The 15,040-nt window shown below is 62.7% G+C and carries 16 protein-coding genes; 6 read left to right on the forward strand and 10 right to left on the reverse strand.

The window, feature by feature from the left end; all coding sequences use genetic code 11:
• Positions 1–134: 134 nt before the first annotated feature.
• Positions 135–482 (forward strand): hypothetical protein, encoded by a 348-nt coding sequence (locus AC3WWH_RS00865; protein ID WP_058324545.1) that lies wholly within the window; start codon positions 135–137, stop codon positions 480–482.
• A gap of 89 nt (positions 483–571) precedes the next feature.
• Here AC3WWH_RS00865 and AC3WWH_RS00870 read toward each other — a convergent pair whose 3' ends face one another.
• Complete coding sequence (locus AC3WWH_RS00870; protein WP_057247857.1) at positions 572–1,210, reverse strand: exopolysaccharide biosynthesis protein; 639 nt, start codon at positions 1,208–1,210, stop codon at positions 572–574.
• A gap of 245 nt (positions 1,211–1,455) precedes the next feature.
• Here AC3WWH_RS00870 and AC3WWH_RS00875 point away from each other — a divergent pair, with 245 nt between their 5' ends.
• On the forward strand, positions 1,456–2,118 hold the full coding sequence (locus tag AC3WWH_RS00875; RefSeq protein ID WP_057247858.1) for a YiaD family glycine zipper/OmpA-like lipoprotein: 663 nt from the start codon (positions 1,456–1,458) through the stop codon (positions 2,116–2,118).
• 52 nt (positions 2,119–2,170) lie between these two features.
• On the opposite strand, the gene AC3WWH_RS00880 is transcribed toward AC3WWH_RS00875, so the two are convergent.
• The 6 genes from AC3WWH_RS00880 to epmA all read right to left on the reverse strand — a co-directional run bounded on the left by AC3WWH_RS00880 (position 2,171) and on the right by epmA (position 8,206).
• Positions 2,171–2,995 carry a class I SAM-dependent methyltransferase gene (locus AC3WWH_RS00880; protein WP_057248233.1) on the reverse strand — a complete coding sequence of 275 codons (825 nt, stop codon included), beginning with the start codon at positions 2,993–2,995 and terminating at the stop codon, positions 2,171–2,173.
• Positions 2,996–3,093: 98 nt separating this feature from the next.
• Complete coding sequence (locus tag AC3WWH_RS00885) at positions 3,094–4,521, reverse strand: MFS transporter (protein WP_082615691.1); 1,428 nt, start codon at positions 4,519–4,521, stop codon at positions 3,094–3,096.
• A gap of 88 nt (positions 4,522–4,609) precedes the next feature.
• Positions 4,610–5,503 carry an RNA polymerase sigma factor SigJ gene (gene sigJ / locus AC3WWH_RS00890; protein ID WP_057247859.1) on the reverse strand — a complete coding sequence of 298 codons (894 nt, stop codon included), beginning with the start codon at positions 5,501–5,503 and terminating at the stop codon, positions 4,610–4,612.
• A gap of 1 nt (position 5,504) precedes the next feature.
• Positions 5,505–5,936 carry a carboxymuconolactone decarboxylase family protein gene (locus AC3WWH_RS00895; RefSeq protein WP_057247860.1) on the reverse strand — a complete coding sequence of 144 codons (432 nt, stop codon included), beginning with the start codon at positions 5,934–5,936 and terminating at the stop codon, positions 5,505–5,507.
• 168 nt (positions 5,937–6,104) lie between these two features.
• Entirely contained in the window at positions 6,105–7,157 is a 1,053-nt protein-coding gene (locus tag AC3WWH_RS00900; protein ID WP_057247861.1) for a lysine-2,3-aminomutase-like protein, read from the reverse strand.
• On the reverse strand, positions 7,154–8,206 hold the full coding sequence (gene epmA / locus AC3WWH_RS00905) for an EF-P lysine aminoacylase EpmA (RefSeq protein WP_057247862.1): 1,053 nt from the start codon (positions 8,204–8,206) through the stop codon (positions 7,154–7,156). The genes AC3WWH_RS00900 and epmA overlap by 4 nt, the downstream gene beginning before the upstream one ends.
• Before the next feature lie 160 nt (positions 8,207–8,366).
• Between epmA and efp the strand changes: the two genes are divergently transcribed.
• Both efp and AC3WWH_RS00915 read left to right on the forward strand, forming a co-directional pair.
• Positions 8,367–8,936 (forward strand): elongation factor P, encoded by a 570-nt coding sequence (gene efp, locus AC3WWH_RS00910; RefSeq protein ID WP_057247863.1) that lies wholly within the window; start codon positions 8,367–8,369, stop codon positions 8,934–8,936.
• 165 nt (positions 8,937–9,101) lie between these two features.
• Positions 9,102–10,343, forward strand: a complete 1,242-nt coding sequence (locus tag AC3WWH_RS00915) for an SAM-dependent methyltransferase (RefSeq protein WP_058324546.1) — start codon at positions 9,102–9,104, stop codon at positions 10,341–10,343.
• Here the strand turns inward: AC3WWH_RS00915 and AC3WWH_RS00920 are convergent.
• Positions 10,333–11,163 carry a C40 family peptidase gene (locus tag AC3WWH_RS00920; RefSeq protein WP_057247865.1) on the reverse strand — a complete coding sequence of 277 codons (831 nt, stop codon included), beginning with the start codon at positions 11,161–11,163 and terminating at the stop codon, positions 10,333–10,335. The genes AC3WWH_RS00915 and AC3WWH_RS00920 overlap by 11 nt on opposite strands.
• A 163-nt stretch (positions 11,164–11,326) precedes the next feature.
• Between AC3WWH_RS00920 and mbfA the strand changes: the two genes are divergently transcribed.
• The gene (mbfA, locus tag AC3WWH_RS00925; protein WP_058324547.1) at positions 11,327–12,310 is read left to right on the forward strand and encodes an iron exporter MbfA; all 984 of its coding nucleotides are present in this window, start codon (positions 11,327–11,329) and stop codon (positions 12,308–12,310) included.
• A gap of 71 nt (positions 12,311–12,381) precedes the next feature.
• Here mbfA and AC3WWH_RS00930 read toward each other — a convergent pair whose 3' ends face one another.
• Positions 12,382–13,002, reverse strand: a complete 621-nt coding sequence (locus AC3WWH_RS00930) for a transglutaminase-like cysteine peptidase (protein ID WP_057247867.1) — start codon at positions 13,000–13,002, stop codon at positions 12,382–12,384.
• A 288-nt stretch (positions 13,003–13,290) separates the two neighbouring features.
• Positions 13,291–14,091 carry an alpha/beta hydrolase gene (locus tag AC3WWH_RS00935; protein ID WP_058324548.1) on the reverse strand — a complete coding sequence of 267 codons (801 nt, stop codon included), beginning with the start codon at positions 14,089–14,091 and terminating at the stop codon, positions 13,291–13,293.
• A 219-nt stretch (positions 14,092–14,310) separates the two neighbouring features.
• Here AC3WWH_RS00935 and infC point away from each other — a divergent pair, with 219 nt between their 5' ends.
• Positions 14,311–14,847, forward strand: a complete 537-nt coding sequence (infC, locus tag AC3WWH_RS00940) for a translation initiation factor IF-3 (RefSeq protein ID WP_057247869.1) — start codon at positions 14,311–14,313, stop codon at positions 14,845–14,847.
• Positions 14,848–15,040: the final 193 nt, after the last annotated feature.

Below are 15,040 nucleotides of genomic sequence, written 5' to 3' on the forward strand. Positions count from 1 at the left end.
CCTGCTTCAGCCGTCAGGATGATTTTTCATCGACCCCTGTTGACCTCAACTTTACTTGAGGTCGTACGAGTGTTTCTGCCCGTCGCCAAAATGGTCATCGGCGGGCATTGAAGAGACACTTGAGGGAGAGTTCAATGAGCAGCAATGCAAAGGCGGACGTCGTCGCGCCGCTCTATCGCATCAACAAGTTTGCGGTTCCAACCGCCGCGCGGGTACAGTTTGTGGAGCTGGTGGAAAAGACCCTTGCGGTCATTCGCAGCCAGGATGGCTACGTCAAGGATCTGTTCCTCGAGCAGCATGCCGGCCCGGGAAAGTTCAACTTCTGCACCATGATCGAATTCGAAAGCGAAGCGTTCGCGCCGAAGGTCGCGGCAGCGATTGGCGAGTTCGACAGGAGTCTCGGCATCGACCGCGAGGCGCTGATGGAGAAGCTCGGCGTCCAAACCGATTCCGCCAGTTACAAAAGCTTCCAGGCGGCCTGACATTCCGCCGCTCCGGCTTTCCCGGCCGGACTGGCGACCGACGCGTCGATGGCGCGTTAGGCCCGACTGCGAATTCGCGAGCTTCCGCCTTACGAAACGAAGAAAGACGACAGGCCCTGGCCGGCGGCAAAGGCCATGTAGGCAAGTACGGTGAAATAGACGGTCGTTGCGATCAGGAAGAGGTAGCCGCCGGCGACCATCAGCCCGTCGCGCTGGATGATGCCGAGCGAGAGCAAGAGGATCGCGATTCCCGGCAGTGTGTTCGACAGAGGGATGAGCCCGAGCGGGAACATCAACAGCACGCCGCCGGCCATGATCATCAGCCCGTTGAAGCGGTTCATCACCGCGCCCTGCGTCAGGAAACCCAGGCGCGGGCGGACGTAGCGATCGAGCTTGGAGACGATGCTCGCCCCCTTTTGCAGGGTCGGAACTAGCTTTTCTGTCTCGATCTTGCGGTCGAGAATGCGTTGCGGCACCCAGGGCAGGCGGTTGAGGGTGATCGATACGGAGATCAGGATGATTGCGGCGCCGAAAACGGTGCTGACGCCGGGGATCGACACCGGCAACAGGAACGGCAGCGTCAGCAGGGCGCAGAGCAACAGAAATCCCTGTTCGCCGATCTCGGTCATCAGTTCGCGCAGCGTGATCGTCTCGCCGCGAATGGAGGCAATCATGCCGTTGAGCGTGTCGCTGAGACTGCGTTGCGTGTCGCCGAACTCGATTGCCATCAAATCTGCCTCGTCTTTATCAATGAGCGGCGGCGGAAAGCCGCACACATTTATCCTGGTCGCTAGATGTCCGTCCTATCAAGGGCATGTGAAGGATCGGTTATAGTGTGGCCCGACCGGCACACCCGGTCCGAGCAAACCGGCATTTGCCGGTAAACCATGGCGTGATTGGGACGCCTCTTCATCTTCCTGCCGCAATCGCTAGTATGAAGCACCTTTGAGCACCAATGGGGACAACTGATTCCATGATCAAGAAATGCGCCATTCTGGCTGTTGCGGCCATCTATCTTTCGGGATGCACGACCACCGATCCCTATACGGGTGAGCAGAAGATGTCGAACACCGCCGGCGGCGCGCTGATCGGCGCGGGCCTCGGTGCAGCGACCGGTCTGCTCGTTGGCGGCAGTGCTGCCGGACGGCGCGACTCGGCGCTTGTGGGCGCCGCAATCGGCGGCCTCGGCGGCGGCCTGATCGGCAACTACATGGACAGCCAGGAAGCGGAACTGCGCGCCCAGCTTCAGGGCACCGGCGTTTCGGTCACCCGCGCCGGCGACCGCATCATCCTCAACATGCCGTCGAACATCACCTTTGCGACCGACCGCGACCAGGTGATCCCGGCCTTCTACGACACGCTGAACTCGGTAGCGATCGTGCTGCGCAAGTTCAACAAGACGATGATCGACGTCGACGGTCACACCGATGCGACCGGCAGCGCCTCCTACAACCAGGGCCTCTCCGAGCGCCGTGCCGCCTCGGTGGCCAACTACCTGGCAGGCCAGGGCGTCGACCAGCGCCGCATGTCGGCCATGGGCTACGGCAAGGAGCGTCCGATCGCTTCCAACGCGACCGAGTCCGGCCGCGCGCAGAACCGCCGCGTCGAAATCTCGATCGCGCCGATCAAGGCCTGATCGGCAGACATCGATTGCTTGCAAGGGGCTGCGCCGCGAGGCGCGGCCTTTTTCATGTCTGCTTGAAACGGTAGCGCAGCAGGCGCCCCATACGGCGCAGCATCGGGACCGCGCTGAAGAACTGGATCGCGATCCGCGCCATCGGTGACATGCGCGCGATCTGCGCGGCATCGTAGTTGTAAATGTCTTCGAGCAGTGTCAGCCCGGGCACGCCCCTCTCCAGCGACCGTGCGTCCTCGATCCCCCAACGAAGCTCAGCACCTGTTGCACGCAAGGACGGGTTGAAGCGCAGCAGTTCGATGCCGAGATGGCTGTAGGCGTCGAAGACGATCTCGCCGCCGGCAAGGCAGGTGACGACCCGTCGCAGGAGGTCCCGCACTTCCTGATCGCGAAGATAGGGCAGCACCCCTTCGGCGACGACGATCGTCGGCCGATTGTCGGGGATGCGGTCGATCCAGTCCCGCTCGGTAATGGAGGAGGCGATTGCAGTGCAGCCGACGCGATCGGGAAAGAGGCGCTGCCGCAAGGCGATGACATCCGGAAAGTCGACGTCGAACCAGGCGACGGAGGAAGGCGGATCGAGCCGCAGGATCCGCGTGTCGAGGCCGCAGCCGAGGTTGAGCACGATCGCATCCGGATGGCTCGCGATGAAAGCCCTGGTCCATCGGTCGAGCAGATAGGCGCGCATCGCGATGCCGATCGTCATGTCGTGACCGACATCAGGCGCTTTCGCCTTGCCGTCGAGGCGCCGCAACAGCTCGGCAGCAAAGCGATCGTGCAGAAGAGAATCGGGTAGTGCGCTCTCCGCAGCCTTCGCTCGAAGCGTGATCAGCAGCGTTTCGCGCACGCCATGAAGGCCGATGCCCTCGGCTTCCATCGTTTCCTCCTGACCGCGCTCCATCGAATGAGTCGGGACGCCGCAGTCTTTTCGTTGCGACCCGCCGTCGTTTCGGCGGGCCGCATTGCCCGATAGGCTCACGCCACCGTGCGTCTCGCGCGCCGTACGCGCCTGGCGGTCAGCACTGCCAGCACGGGCAGCAGCGCGAACAGACCGAAAAGCCAGGTCGTCGCGAGCGCCACGCCACCCTCCGACGACGCCTCGATCCCGGCGAGGTTGGCAGTCAGTCCGGCAAGCGCTGCGCCGAGTGCAGCGGCAAACAGCTGGACAGTGGTGATCGAGCTCGATGCCTTCTCCGCTTCGCCCTCCGGCGCGAATTCGTAGACGGCGGTAACGATATGCGGCCAGGCAAAGCCCATGCCGAAGCCGACCGCGATGATGCCGACGCAGAGCGGCGCGGCGATCACCAGGAACTCTGCGCCTGCCATCGGCATGAACAGGGCGATCAGGGCCAGGCCGATAAAACCGAAGGCCGGACCGGCAAAGATTGTCTGTTTCGCCCGTTCTCCGTGCCAATGAGCACTTGTCATCGATCCCGCCGTCCAGCCGATCGACATCAGCGCAGCGATATAGCCGGCCACCAGTGGCGATAGCCCATGCAATTCTTGCAGCAGGTACGGCACATAGATCTCCGGCTGCAGGCCGACCATCAGCAGGGTGATCGTAGCATAAAGGGCGGCCAGCGGGGAGGTGAGTGTGAAGCTGCCGGAGGGCAGAAGCTTGCCCGTCACTCGACGTTCGACGAATAGAAGGCTCAGGAACAGGAGGATCGCAACGCCGACGCAGCCGATCTGCTCCGAGGCCATCGTGCGCGTGCTCGCGACCGAAAGCGCAAGCACGATGCCGACGAGGAGCAGGAGTTGCAGCAGAGGGAGCGGCGTGCGCTCCTCTTCGCCGGTGGCCTTGCGCGGCAGCGTCGAGAAGGCGAGTGCGGCAAGCAGCGCCGTCAGCGGCAGGAGAGACCAGAAGGCAACGCGCCAGGTGGAGAACTCGGCAAACATGCCGCCGATCGCGGGCCCGATCAAGGTCGCCGTTCCCCAGGTTGCCGAAATCAGCCCGATGGCGCGGGTCCAGAGTTCGGGCCGGAAGACCTGCCGGATCACGCCGTAGGCGAGCGCATAGAGCAGGCCGCCGCCGAAGCCCTGGATCGCGCGGCCGGCAAGCAGCATCGCCATCGAAGGGGCTGTGGCGCAGAAGAGCGTCCCCAGGCCGAAGACGAGCGCGCCGATCGCATAGGCGCCGCCGGCGCCGACGGCGCCGAGCAGCCGCGCCGACAATGCGGCGCCGAGGATCGAAGTCGCGACGAAGACGGTGGTGCTCCAGGCATAATATTCGAGCCCGCCGATCTCGCGCACGATCGACGGCATGATCGTCGTCACCACGTAGATGTTGAGCGCATGCAGCGCGACGCCGCCGCTGAGCACCAGCGAATGCACGGCGTTTTCGCCCGTCAGCAGCGCGCGCCAGCCGGCTTCCTGTGGGGGAGCGGGAGTTTTTTCAAGCATGTCAGTACCTCACGCAGGACATCGCAAGCGAACGCGCACCGGCTCATCCGGTATCGGAAGATCGCGTTCGCTCGGCGGTGCCGCTATGTCAGTGGAGCGCAGCCTCGCCAAAATGCGTGAGCTTGTCCGGGTTGCGCATGATGAAGATGTCGTTGACGTTTCCGTCACGGTCATAGCCGAAGGCGACCGTCGCGGCGATCTCGTTTTTCGCCTCGTCCCGAAGCACGATGCCGCGACCGCCATTGATGTCGCCGATTTCCCAGACGTAATGCGCCCAGTATTCGGTAAGCCGATCGATGATGAAGGCGAGCACGGTCTCCTTGCCGGAGAGCACGCCAAGCACGGTCGCCACCTTGCCGCCGCCGTCGGCCGTCAGCTTCACGTCGGCCGAAAGCAGCGTCGTAAGTCCGGCGACGTTGCCGCCGTGGATTGCCTGGTGGAACGCGGATAGCAGCTCATCCTGGCGCTCGCGCGGGGTCTGGTGCCGGGTTTTCTCCAGGCCGATATTCGTCTTGGCGCGCGATACCAGCTTGCGGGCGGCCGTCTCCTGCATGTCCAGGGTTTCCGCCACCTCGTCATAGGGCTGGCCGAAAATCTCGTGCAGCAGATACGCTGCGCGCTCCTTCGGTGTCAGCCGCTCGAGCATCAAAAGGAATGCGGTGGTGAGCGAGGAGGTCAGCGCCAGCTTCTCCTCGGCATTGTCGTCGCTTGTCGTGTGGATCGGCTCGGGCAGCCACGCGCCGACATAGTCGACGCGTTTGCGGTGCGCGGCCTTCAGCAGATCCAGGCAGCGGCGCGTGCAGGCGGTCGTCAGCCAAGCCGCCGGCGTTTCGATCGATGCCCTGTCGACCTCCTGCCATTTCAGGAACGTGTCTTGCACCGCGTCTTCTGCATCGGCGCGCGAGCCGAGGATGCGGTAGGCAAGGCCGAGGAGGCGCGGGCGCGCCTCCTCGAAGATCTGCATGTGCTGCCTGTCATTCATGTCAGTGCCTCGAAATCTGGATGCGGTTCCAAAGGTTGATCATCGCCACCGTCGAGGTGATGACGCTGATCTCCTTCTCGCTGAAGTGCTGGCGCAGCTCGGCGCGGAGCGGTGCGAAGTCGGTGCGCGGTTCGAGTTCGGTCAGCGCTTCGGTCCAGGCAAGCGCTGCCTTCTCGCGCGGTGTGAAATCATTCACCTGGTCCCAGACGATGATTCGGTCGAGCCGTTCGTTGCTCTCGCCCTCGGCGCGGGATTCCTTGGTGTGCATCTTCACGCAGAAGCCGCAGCGGTTGATCTGCGAGGCGCGCAGCTGCACGAGATTGTGGATCGTCCGGTCGAGCCCGTGCAGGTCCATGGTCTTGTGCACATCGGCGAGCGCGCCGAGCACATCCGGGATTTCCTGTTCGTAGCGGACGGCTTTCGTATCGGTCATGGTCTCAACTCCATCGTTGTTGTGTTGCCTATGACCATGTGACGATTGACGTCGAAAGCCTGTGACGCGGCTCTACGATTTTTCTCGAAAATCGCCAAGAAAAATACAGGTCCGCAATATTTAGATGAAATTTCAATGTGTTGGCGAGACGCGATTTCTCGCGGCGTATCAGGCTTTCGGCGGGTAGCTGTGCTCGCCGCCGCGAAAATCGGTGACCGTGTAGCAGCCGCCGCCATCGGCCGCGATCGTCGCGGCGCTGATGACCGCCTTGCCGTGACCACCTGGAATGTCGAGGATGTAGGTCGGCTGGCAAAGGCCGGAGACCCGGCCGCGCAGGGCTGCGACCAGCGCCTGGCCTTCCTCGATCGACAGACGGAAATGGCTGGTGCCAGGGGCCAGATCCGGGTGATGAAGATAATAGGGCTTGATCCGTGTCTCGACGAAGGCGCGCATCAGGCTAGCCAGCACATCCGCGTCGTCGTTGACGCCCCTCAAGAGCACCGACTGGCTGACCATGACGATGCCGGCATCGATCAGTCGTGCCGAGGCGGCGCGCGCCTCTTCAGTCAGCTCGCGCGGGTGGTTGGCGTGCAGAGCCACATAGGTCGCCTTGCCGTTAGCCTTCAGTGCAGCGATCAATTCGGCGTCGATGCGCGACGGCTCGACCACCGGTACGCGGGTGTGGAAGCGGACGATCTTCACATGCGGGATCGGTTTCAGCCGTTCCATGAGCTCGGTGAGCCGCCGCGGCGACAGCACCAGGGGATCGCCGCCGGTGAGGATCACCTCCCAGATTTCCTCGTGTTCGGCGATGTAGGCGATCGCCGCATCGAGTTCGGCGGGTGTCAGCGTGCCGAGCCCCTGCGGCCCGACCATCTCGCGGCGGAAGCAGAAGCGGCAATAGACCGGGCAGACATGCACGGCCTTCAAGAGCACCCGATCCGGATAGCGATGGACGATGCCGGCAACGGGACTGTGCGGCTTGTCGCCGATCGGGTCTTCGCGCTCTTCGGGAAGCAGCGTCAGCTCGGCGGCATCGGGCACGAACTGCCGGGCGATCGGATCGGCGGGATCGGTGGGATCGATGAGGCCGGCAATGACAGGGCTGATCGCAACCGCATAACGCTCGGCGACGGCGGCAACCGCGGCCTCATTGCTGCGGTCGACGAGACCTGCCTCAACGAGCTCTCGCGCAGTCTTGATCGGGCGATGTACGTTCACGGCTGCGTCTCCGCCACCGGTGCCCAGAGCACCTGGTCGATACGCGACGCACCGGTTGCAAGCATCACCAGCCGGTCGAAGCCAAGCGCAATGCCGCTCGCTTCGGGCATGATCGCGAGTGCTGCCAGGAAATCCTCGTCGAGCGGGTAGGTCTCGCCGTAGACACGCGCCTTTTCCGCCATTTCCATCTCGAAGCGCCGGCGTTGTTCGGCGGCATCCGTCAACTCGCCGAAGGCATTGGCGAGCTCGACGCCGCAGGCATAGAGCTCGAAGCGCTCGGCGACGCGCCGGTCGCGCGCGGCCGGTCGCGCCAGCGCCGCTTCGGCAGTCGGGTATTCGTCGAGGATCGTCGCACGGCCGAAGCCGAGATGCGGCTCGACCTTTTCCACGAGCACGCGGCTGAAGAGATCGGCCCAGGTGTCGTCGGAGGCGACCCGAAGTCCGGCTGCGGTCATAGCTGCGGCGAGGCGCTCGCGGTCGGTCTCGCCGTCGGCGGCGACCGAGGTCAGCAGGTCGATGCCGGCAAAGCGCTCGAAGGCGTCCGCGACGCTCAGCCGCTCGGGCTTGGCGAAGGGGTCGCAGATGTGTCCCTGGAAGGTGAATTGTTTGGCCCCGGTGGTCTCTGCCGCAAGAGCGAGGATCTCGGCGCAGTCGCGCATCAGCGCCTCGTAGCTTTCGCCGGCGCGGTACCATTCGAGCATGGTGAATTCAGGGTGATGCAGCGGTCCACGCTCGCGGTTGCGGTAGACATGGGCGAAACAGGCGATGCGCCGTTCGCCGGCGGAAAGCAGCTTCTTGCAGGCAAATTCCGGCGAGGTGTGCAGATAGAGTGGATGGCTCGATCCGTCGTGATGGAGAGCCTCCGTCGCGAAGGCGTGCAGATGCGCCTCGTTGCCGGGCGAGACCTGCAGCGTCGCCGTGTCCACCTCGATGAAATCGCGTGTCTCGAAGAACCGGCGCAGGGCCGATTGGATCCGGTTGCGGCCGAGAAGAAACGGGCGCCGGTCGGCATGGACATCGGGTGTCCACCAGGGTGAGGCATGCGACATGATCGGTTCAGTCCAGGCTTTCTTCGCGCAGACAGCGGCTCAGGCTGGCTATTTGCACGAAATTAGGGTAGTTGCGGCGCGAAATCCTTCTTTCCGCGTCCTTCAGGGCCAGTGTTTCCGGCCCGCGGTGTCGCGCATACCTCTGTTACAAGGAAGACTAATGGTCAAGGTCATCGCTTCATCTGTCCGTAAGGGCAACGTTCTCGACGTCGACGGCAAGCTCTATGTCGTGCTTACCGCCCAGAACTTCCACCCGGGCAAGGGCACGCCGGTGACCCAGGTCGATATGCGCCGCATTTCCGACGGCGTGAAGGTCTCCGAGCGCTACCGCACGACCGAACAGGTCGAGCGCGCCTTCGTCGAAGACCGCGAGCACACCTTCCTTTATGAAGACGCCGAAGGCTTCCACTTCATGAACCCGGAAAGCTATGACCAGCTGGTCATGAGCACCGACGACATCGGCGACCTCAAGGCCTACCTGCAGGAAGGCATGGCCTGCATTCTTTCGGTGCACGAAGGCCTGGCGATCGCCATCGACCTGCCGCGTCACGTGACGCTCGAAATCACCGAGACCGAGCCGGTCGTCAAGGGCCAGACGGCATCGTCGTCCTACAAGCCGGCGGTTCTCTCGAACGGCGTCCGCACGCTGGTTCCGCCGCACATCCAGGCCGGCACCCGCGTCGTCATCGCGACGGAAGACGGTTCCTACGTCGAGCGCGCCAAGGACTGAGGCTAACGCCGAATAACAGTTGAACGGGGACGGTGGCGAAGGCTGCCGTCCCCGCTTTCGTTCCGGGAAGAGCTTGATGAGCAACCAGAAATTTAAGGGGAGCATTTCGAAAAACGGGTGCTAGGATGCCGGCGCTGATACGACAGTTGTCTCAAGAGGGCCTGCATGTTCCCATTGTCGCATATGATGAAGTCCTTCATTCGCAAGGGTCGCCTGACGGTGATCGACGCCGACGGCAAGCGCCACGTCTTTTCCGGCACGCCCGGACCGGAGGTGACGATGCGGCTCACGGACAAGAAGCTCTACCGCAGCCTCGTCTTCAACGCTGAACTCGCCGCCGGCGAAGCCTATATGGACGGCACCATGCGCTTCGAGGAGGGCTCGACGCTCAGGGACTTCCTGACGCTTTTCTCGATCAATCGGCTGTCGCTCGGGTCCTATCCGATCCAGAAACTTCTGCGGGCGGTGAAGATGCGGTTCCGCAAGCGGCAGCAGGCCAATCCCAAGGGCAAGGCGCAGCAGAACGTCGCGCATCACTACGATCTCGGCAACGAATTCTACAAGCTGTTCCTCGACGAGAACATGCTCTACTCCTGCGCCTATTTCCGCGAGCCCAACGAGACGCTCGAAAAGGCCCAGCGCAACAAGCTGAGGCTGCTCGCCTCCAAGCTCTGCCTGGAACCCGGCATGAAGGTGCTGGATATCGGCTGCGGCTGGGGCGATCTCGCGATGTACCTTGCCGAGCTCGCGGATGTGCAGGTGCTCGGCGTGACGCTTTCCAAGGAGCAGCAGGCGCTTGCCACCGAACGGGCGCGGAAGGCAGGTCTAGGGGACCGGGTGCGTTTCGAGCTTAAGGATTACCGCGATGTCCAGGGGCCCTTCGACCGCATCGTTTCGGTCGGCATGTTCGAACATGTCGGCGTGCATCACTATGACGAGTTCTTCAAGAAGCTGAATGCGCTGATGCCGGATGACGGCCTCGCGGTGCTGCATTCGATCGGTCACATGAGCCCCCCCGGCATGTCGAGCTCCTGGCTTCGGAAATACATCTTCCCGGGCGCCTATTCGCCGGCGCTCTCGGAGGTCTTCGAGGTGGTCGAGCGCAACAGTCTTTGGGTCACGGATCTCGAATTCTTGCGGGTGCACTACGCCACGACGCTCGCCCATTGGGGCGCGCGCTTCGAGGCCAACCGCGACAAGGTGATCGGGCTTTATGACGAGCGCTTCGCCCGCATGTGGGAGTTCTATCTGATCAGCGCCGAGATGATGTTCCGCACCGGCAGCCAGCTCGTCTTTCACATGCAGCTCTCGCGCTCGCGCGATGCGGCGCCGATCGTGCGCGATTACATCACCGATCGTCAGCGCGATTTCATGGCCCGCGAACAGGCGCTCGCCCTCAACCTTTGAACGGGTGATCGCCGTCGCCGTTCCAGCGCAGCCGCTTGTAGTCGAAGCCGAATTCGAGCGTCGGCTTGACGATCGCGAAGAAGGGCGAGAGGTCGAAATCCCTGGGCGTATAGAGCGAGTGGTGCCGGATGTGCAGGATCTCCTCGCGCGAATAGGTCGAGGTCGCCGCCGCCCGCCCGGGCGCGCGTGTGACTTCCGGCAGGATCGGATAGCGGATCTGCTCGAAGGCGGCAGCAATCAGCGTCGAGCAGATCGCCCGCGTCGGATCGCCGGAGCCGAAGGCAAGCAGGCGCCGCCGCCAGCGCACCGGCACCGGCGGGGTCGGCATGAAGTAGCGCAGCATGTCGAGGATGTTCTTCAGGTCATACTTCATCCCGAGCCGCGAGATCATGAAGCCGACGAGCGCCGTGCGATCATCCGGCGTCAGCGCGATCGGCCGGCAGATGCGCGTGTTGAACGACGCGTATTTCTTCAGCGGCACCGCAACACAACCCTCGCCGATATTGACCTCGATGAGTTGTGGCCGCTCGATGACCGGCAGCGTTGCCTGGTCGAGCGTCAACGGCATCTGGTCGCCGGCAAAGAACGCGGCGTGTGACCAGGTCGATTGCGTCAGATACTTGATCGCCGCCGAAACCCTCTGGTTGCCCTCGATCAGGAGAACGTCGCCCGGGCGCAGCGTGCGCGCCAGGGTTTCCTGATCGGAAGGGGTGTAGGGCTCGTAGCCGGATGTCTGCGCTTGCAGCCGCGCGGCAAGCCTGGCTCCAAGCCGATCCAGTAACGTGTCCTTGCTTTCGGAAAGCGGATAGATGGTCCTCATCGAGGCGATCGCTCCGGAAATGAAGGGAATTCGCGAGAGCCTTCATCGTGGCTCAGCCGCAACACTCTGTCGAGAGATTGTCGCATGATTGCATGGCTTTGGCCTTGACGGTGCCGTCTCGGTTTTCTATTTTTAGAATTATTCTAAAGAAGGTTTTCTCCCAATGTTTTCGCGCCTCTTCGCCCGTTCCAAACGTCCCTTTCTTTCCTTAAGCGAGCAGGAAATCCTGGCGCTCGCGATCTCGTCCGAAGAGGACGACGGACGCATCTATCTCGCCTATGCCGATGCGCTCCGGCAGCAATATCCCCACTCGGCAAAAGTGTTCGAGGAGATGGCGGAGGAAGAAAGCCACCACAGGCAGTGGTTGATCGATCTGCACGTCCAGCGCTTCGGCAGCCGCATTCCCCTTGTCCGGCGCGAACACGTGCGCGACTTCCCCGAGCGCAAGCCCGACTGGCTGATTGCCGAAATGCCGATCGAAAAGGCGCGCGAGGAAGCCGAAGCGATGGAGGAAGCGGCGCACCGTTTCTATGTCGAGGCCGCGGCGAGAACCCAGGATGCCGCCACCCGCAAGCTGCTCGGCGATCTCGCGATCGCGGAAAAATCGCATGAATCGCTCGCCCGGCGGCTTGGCGAAGAGCACACGCCCGAAGACGTGCGCGCCGAAGAGGACCAGACGTCGCGCCGTCAGTTCATCCTCACTTACGTACAGCCCGGCCTTGCCGGCCTGATGGATGGTTCGGTTTCGACGCTGGCGCCGATCTTTGCCGCCGCCTTCGCCACCCAGGATACCTGGCAGACCTTCCTCGTCGGTCTCTCGGCCTCTGTCGGCGCCGGCATCTCCATGGGCTTCACCGAGGCGGCCCACGATGACGGCAAGCTTTCAGGCCGCGGTTCGCCGATCAAGCGCGGCCTTGCCTCCGGCATCATGACCGCACTCGGCGGCCTCGGCCACGCGCTCCCCTATCTGATCCCGCATTTCTGGACGGCGACCGCCACGGCGGCGGTGATCGTCTTCTTCGAACTCTGGGCGATCGCCTTCATCCAGAACCGCTATATGGAAACACCGTTCCTGCGGGCGGCATTCCAGGTGGTGCTCGGCGGTGGCCTGGTGCTCGCGGCCGGCATCCTGATCGGCAACGCGTGACGGGTGAGCGGCAAATACGAAAAAGGGCCGGTCTGACCGGCCCTTTTTGAAACTCTTTACTTTGCTTTGGATCAGTTGCCGACCGAGCCGACGACGACTTCGGCGCCGTTCTGGATGGTGACCCAACGGCCGCTGTGGTTCGAGGCCTGGCGCTTCAGGTAGCGGTAGGGCGTGTTGGTCCAGAGCCTTACGCCGTTTTCGAGATTGTCGAGAATGAAGTCGCCCTGCGCCGTGCGCACGGTCAACACCGCATGGCCTTCGCCATCGGGCTTGCGAACGACGGTGATCAGGAGATCGCTCGCCGGGAAGCCCTTGCTCATCAGGCGCTTGCGCTTCTCAAGCACGAAGTCCTCGCAGTCGCCGGCGTTGTCCGGATAGGACCAGACTTCGTCCCTGCCGTGCAGTTCCAGGTCGGTGACCGGCGTGATCTCGCGATTGACCGCAGCATTCACCTGCCGGATGGCGGCCCAGCCGCGTTCGGTCACGCGCGGAGCAACCGTTCCCTTGGAGCGCACATTGCATTCGCTCTTGTACTTCTGGCAGAATTCGTAGTGGCCGATCGGCTGCGATGTCGCCGAGCCGGTCTGCATCCATGGAGAAGAACCTGCCTGTGCAGGAATTGCCGTGTTTGCTGAAATGAAAAGTGCGCAGAACGCCGCGATACTTCCCTTAACTCCAGTCCAAGACGCCATACAAGTCCCCTGCAACGCGGTATGCCGGGCTCTTCCTGTCCGGACGTATTCGCGCAATCCTGAGTTGAAGGCAGCTTCTTTAGGTTCGTCCCCGTCGCTGCTCTAATCGTTAATAAAGAGTTAATAGCGTCGGCGCGGCAGAGTCAATCGCCGGAATCGGGACATCGGATTTTATGGTTAAAAGCGAGGCCACGCGCACGAAAACCCTTGCATCGTGGGCGGTCCACGGCGCTCGGCGGTTTTTGGGCAATTTGCGGCGGAAGGGGCGGGGCGTTCTCCCGCCCGGGCTCAGGCGAGCATCGTGCCGATGGCCTGCTTCATTTTAGCGATATCTTCTTCGCGCGAAAGGCGATGGTCGCCATCGCGGATGAGTGTCATGACGACATCGTCGGAGGGCAGGTGCTCCATCAGCCGCAGCGCATGGGTATAGGGAACGTCGGGGTCGCGCATGCCTTGCAGAATGTGCACCGGACAGCCGGTGGTGATCGTGCCCTCAAGCACCCGGTTCACGCGCCCGTCTTCGATGAGGACGCGGGTGAAGATGTTCGGCTCCGGGCTGTACTCGGAGGGTTCCTCGAAAAAGCCGCGTTCGGCAAGCGAAGTTTTCTCCGCTTCCGTCAGATTGGGTTCGATCAGTTCGGCGGTGAAATCCGGCGCCGGCGCAATCAGCACCAGGCCGGCGACACGGTTTCCGTCGCCACGCTGCCTGAGCTCCTGGATGACCCGCAGCGCAATCCAGCAGCCCATCGACGAGCCGATCAGCACGACGCGGCCCGGCGCCGCCCGATCAATGACCGCAAGGCTCTCCTCGAGCCAGCGCGAGATCGTGCCATCGGTGAAGGCGCCGCCGGAGGCGCCGTGGCCGGAATAGTCGAAGCGCACGCAGGCCGCGCCCCGTTCCATGGCATAGCGCTCGACCTCGACCGCCTTGGTGCCGGTCATGTCCGAACGGTAGCCGCCGAGCCAGACGAGCGTCGGCTGTCCCGATGGCTTCTCCGGGTGGCGCACGCGCATCGCGATCCTGCGCTGAGCCGCATCCGTGCCGACCTCGATGAAGCTGATTTCCGTCTCGGCTGGCGTATTGTGCATGCCCGTAATCTCCAAAAGCCCGTTTAACTGGCGATTTTCTTTCTAAAACAGATTCGCCTTGGTATCGACAGGTGGTGATTTTCCTTGAAAGCCGTGCTATTGACTCTCGCGCCGCAATTCACACATTGCCGTCGGTGACAGATTCAGGCGCTTCGTTTGTGATCGCGCCGGCGAACGAATTAAACAACATTTCGGAAATAGCTCGAGGAGAGTACGACCATTCGCAGACCGTTCAAAACGGACGCCCCCGTCAAGGAGGGACCGCGCTCAAACAAGGAAATCCGGGTGCCCCGGGTTCAGCTTATCGATGCCGAAGGCCAGAATATCGGTGCCGTCCCGATCGACCAGGCGCTCCGCATGGCGGAAGAAGCAGGTCTTGATCTGGTAGAGATCGCACCGAACTCCGAACCGCCGGTGTGCAAGATTCTGGATCTTGGCAAGCTGAAATACGCCAACCAGAAGAAGGCGGCCGAAGCGCGCAAGAAGCAGAAGATCGTCGAAATCAAAGAAATCAAGATGCGCCCGAACATCGACACGCATGACTATGACGTGAAGATGAAGGCGATGAACCGGTTCTTCGAGGACGGCGACAAGGTCAAGGTCACGCTGAAGTTCCGCGGCCGCGAAATGGCCCACCAGGAACTGGGCATGAAGCTTCTGCTCCAGGTCAAGGATGATACCCAGGCGATCGCCAAGGTGGAGGCCGAGCCGAAGCTCGAAGGCCGCCAGATGATGATGGTTCTGGCGCCGCGCTAAGCCGCCGCTGCCGTCAGTCGTAAGACCAAATTGATGAAAGCCGCCTTCCGGGCGGCTTTTTTCTTCGAGGCCGGCGGCGGCCGCCGCAGATCGCGCTCCCGCCTAGAGCATGCGCTGACGAACGTGCTAGAGATGTATGGGGAAGCGTTCGGCCACCGCTTGCAGCGCCATCTTCGATTCCCCAGTTGCGCTT

It is taken from the genome of Ensifer sp. EB106-03-01-XG145 (assembly GCF_058792075.1).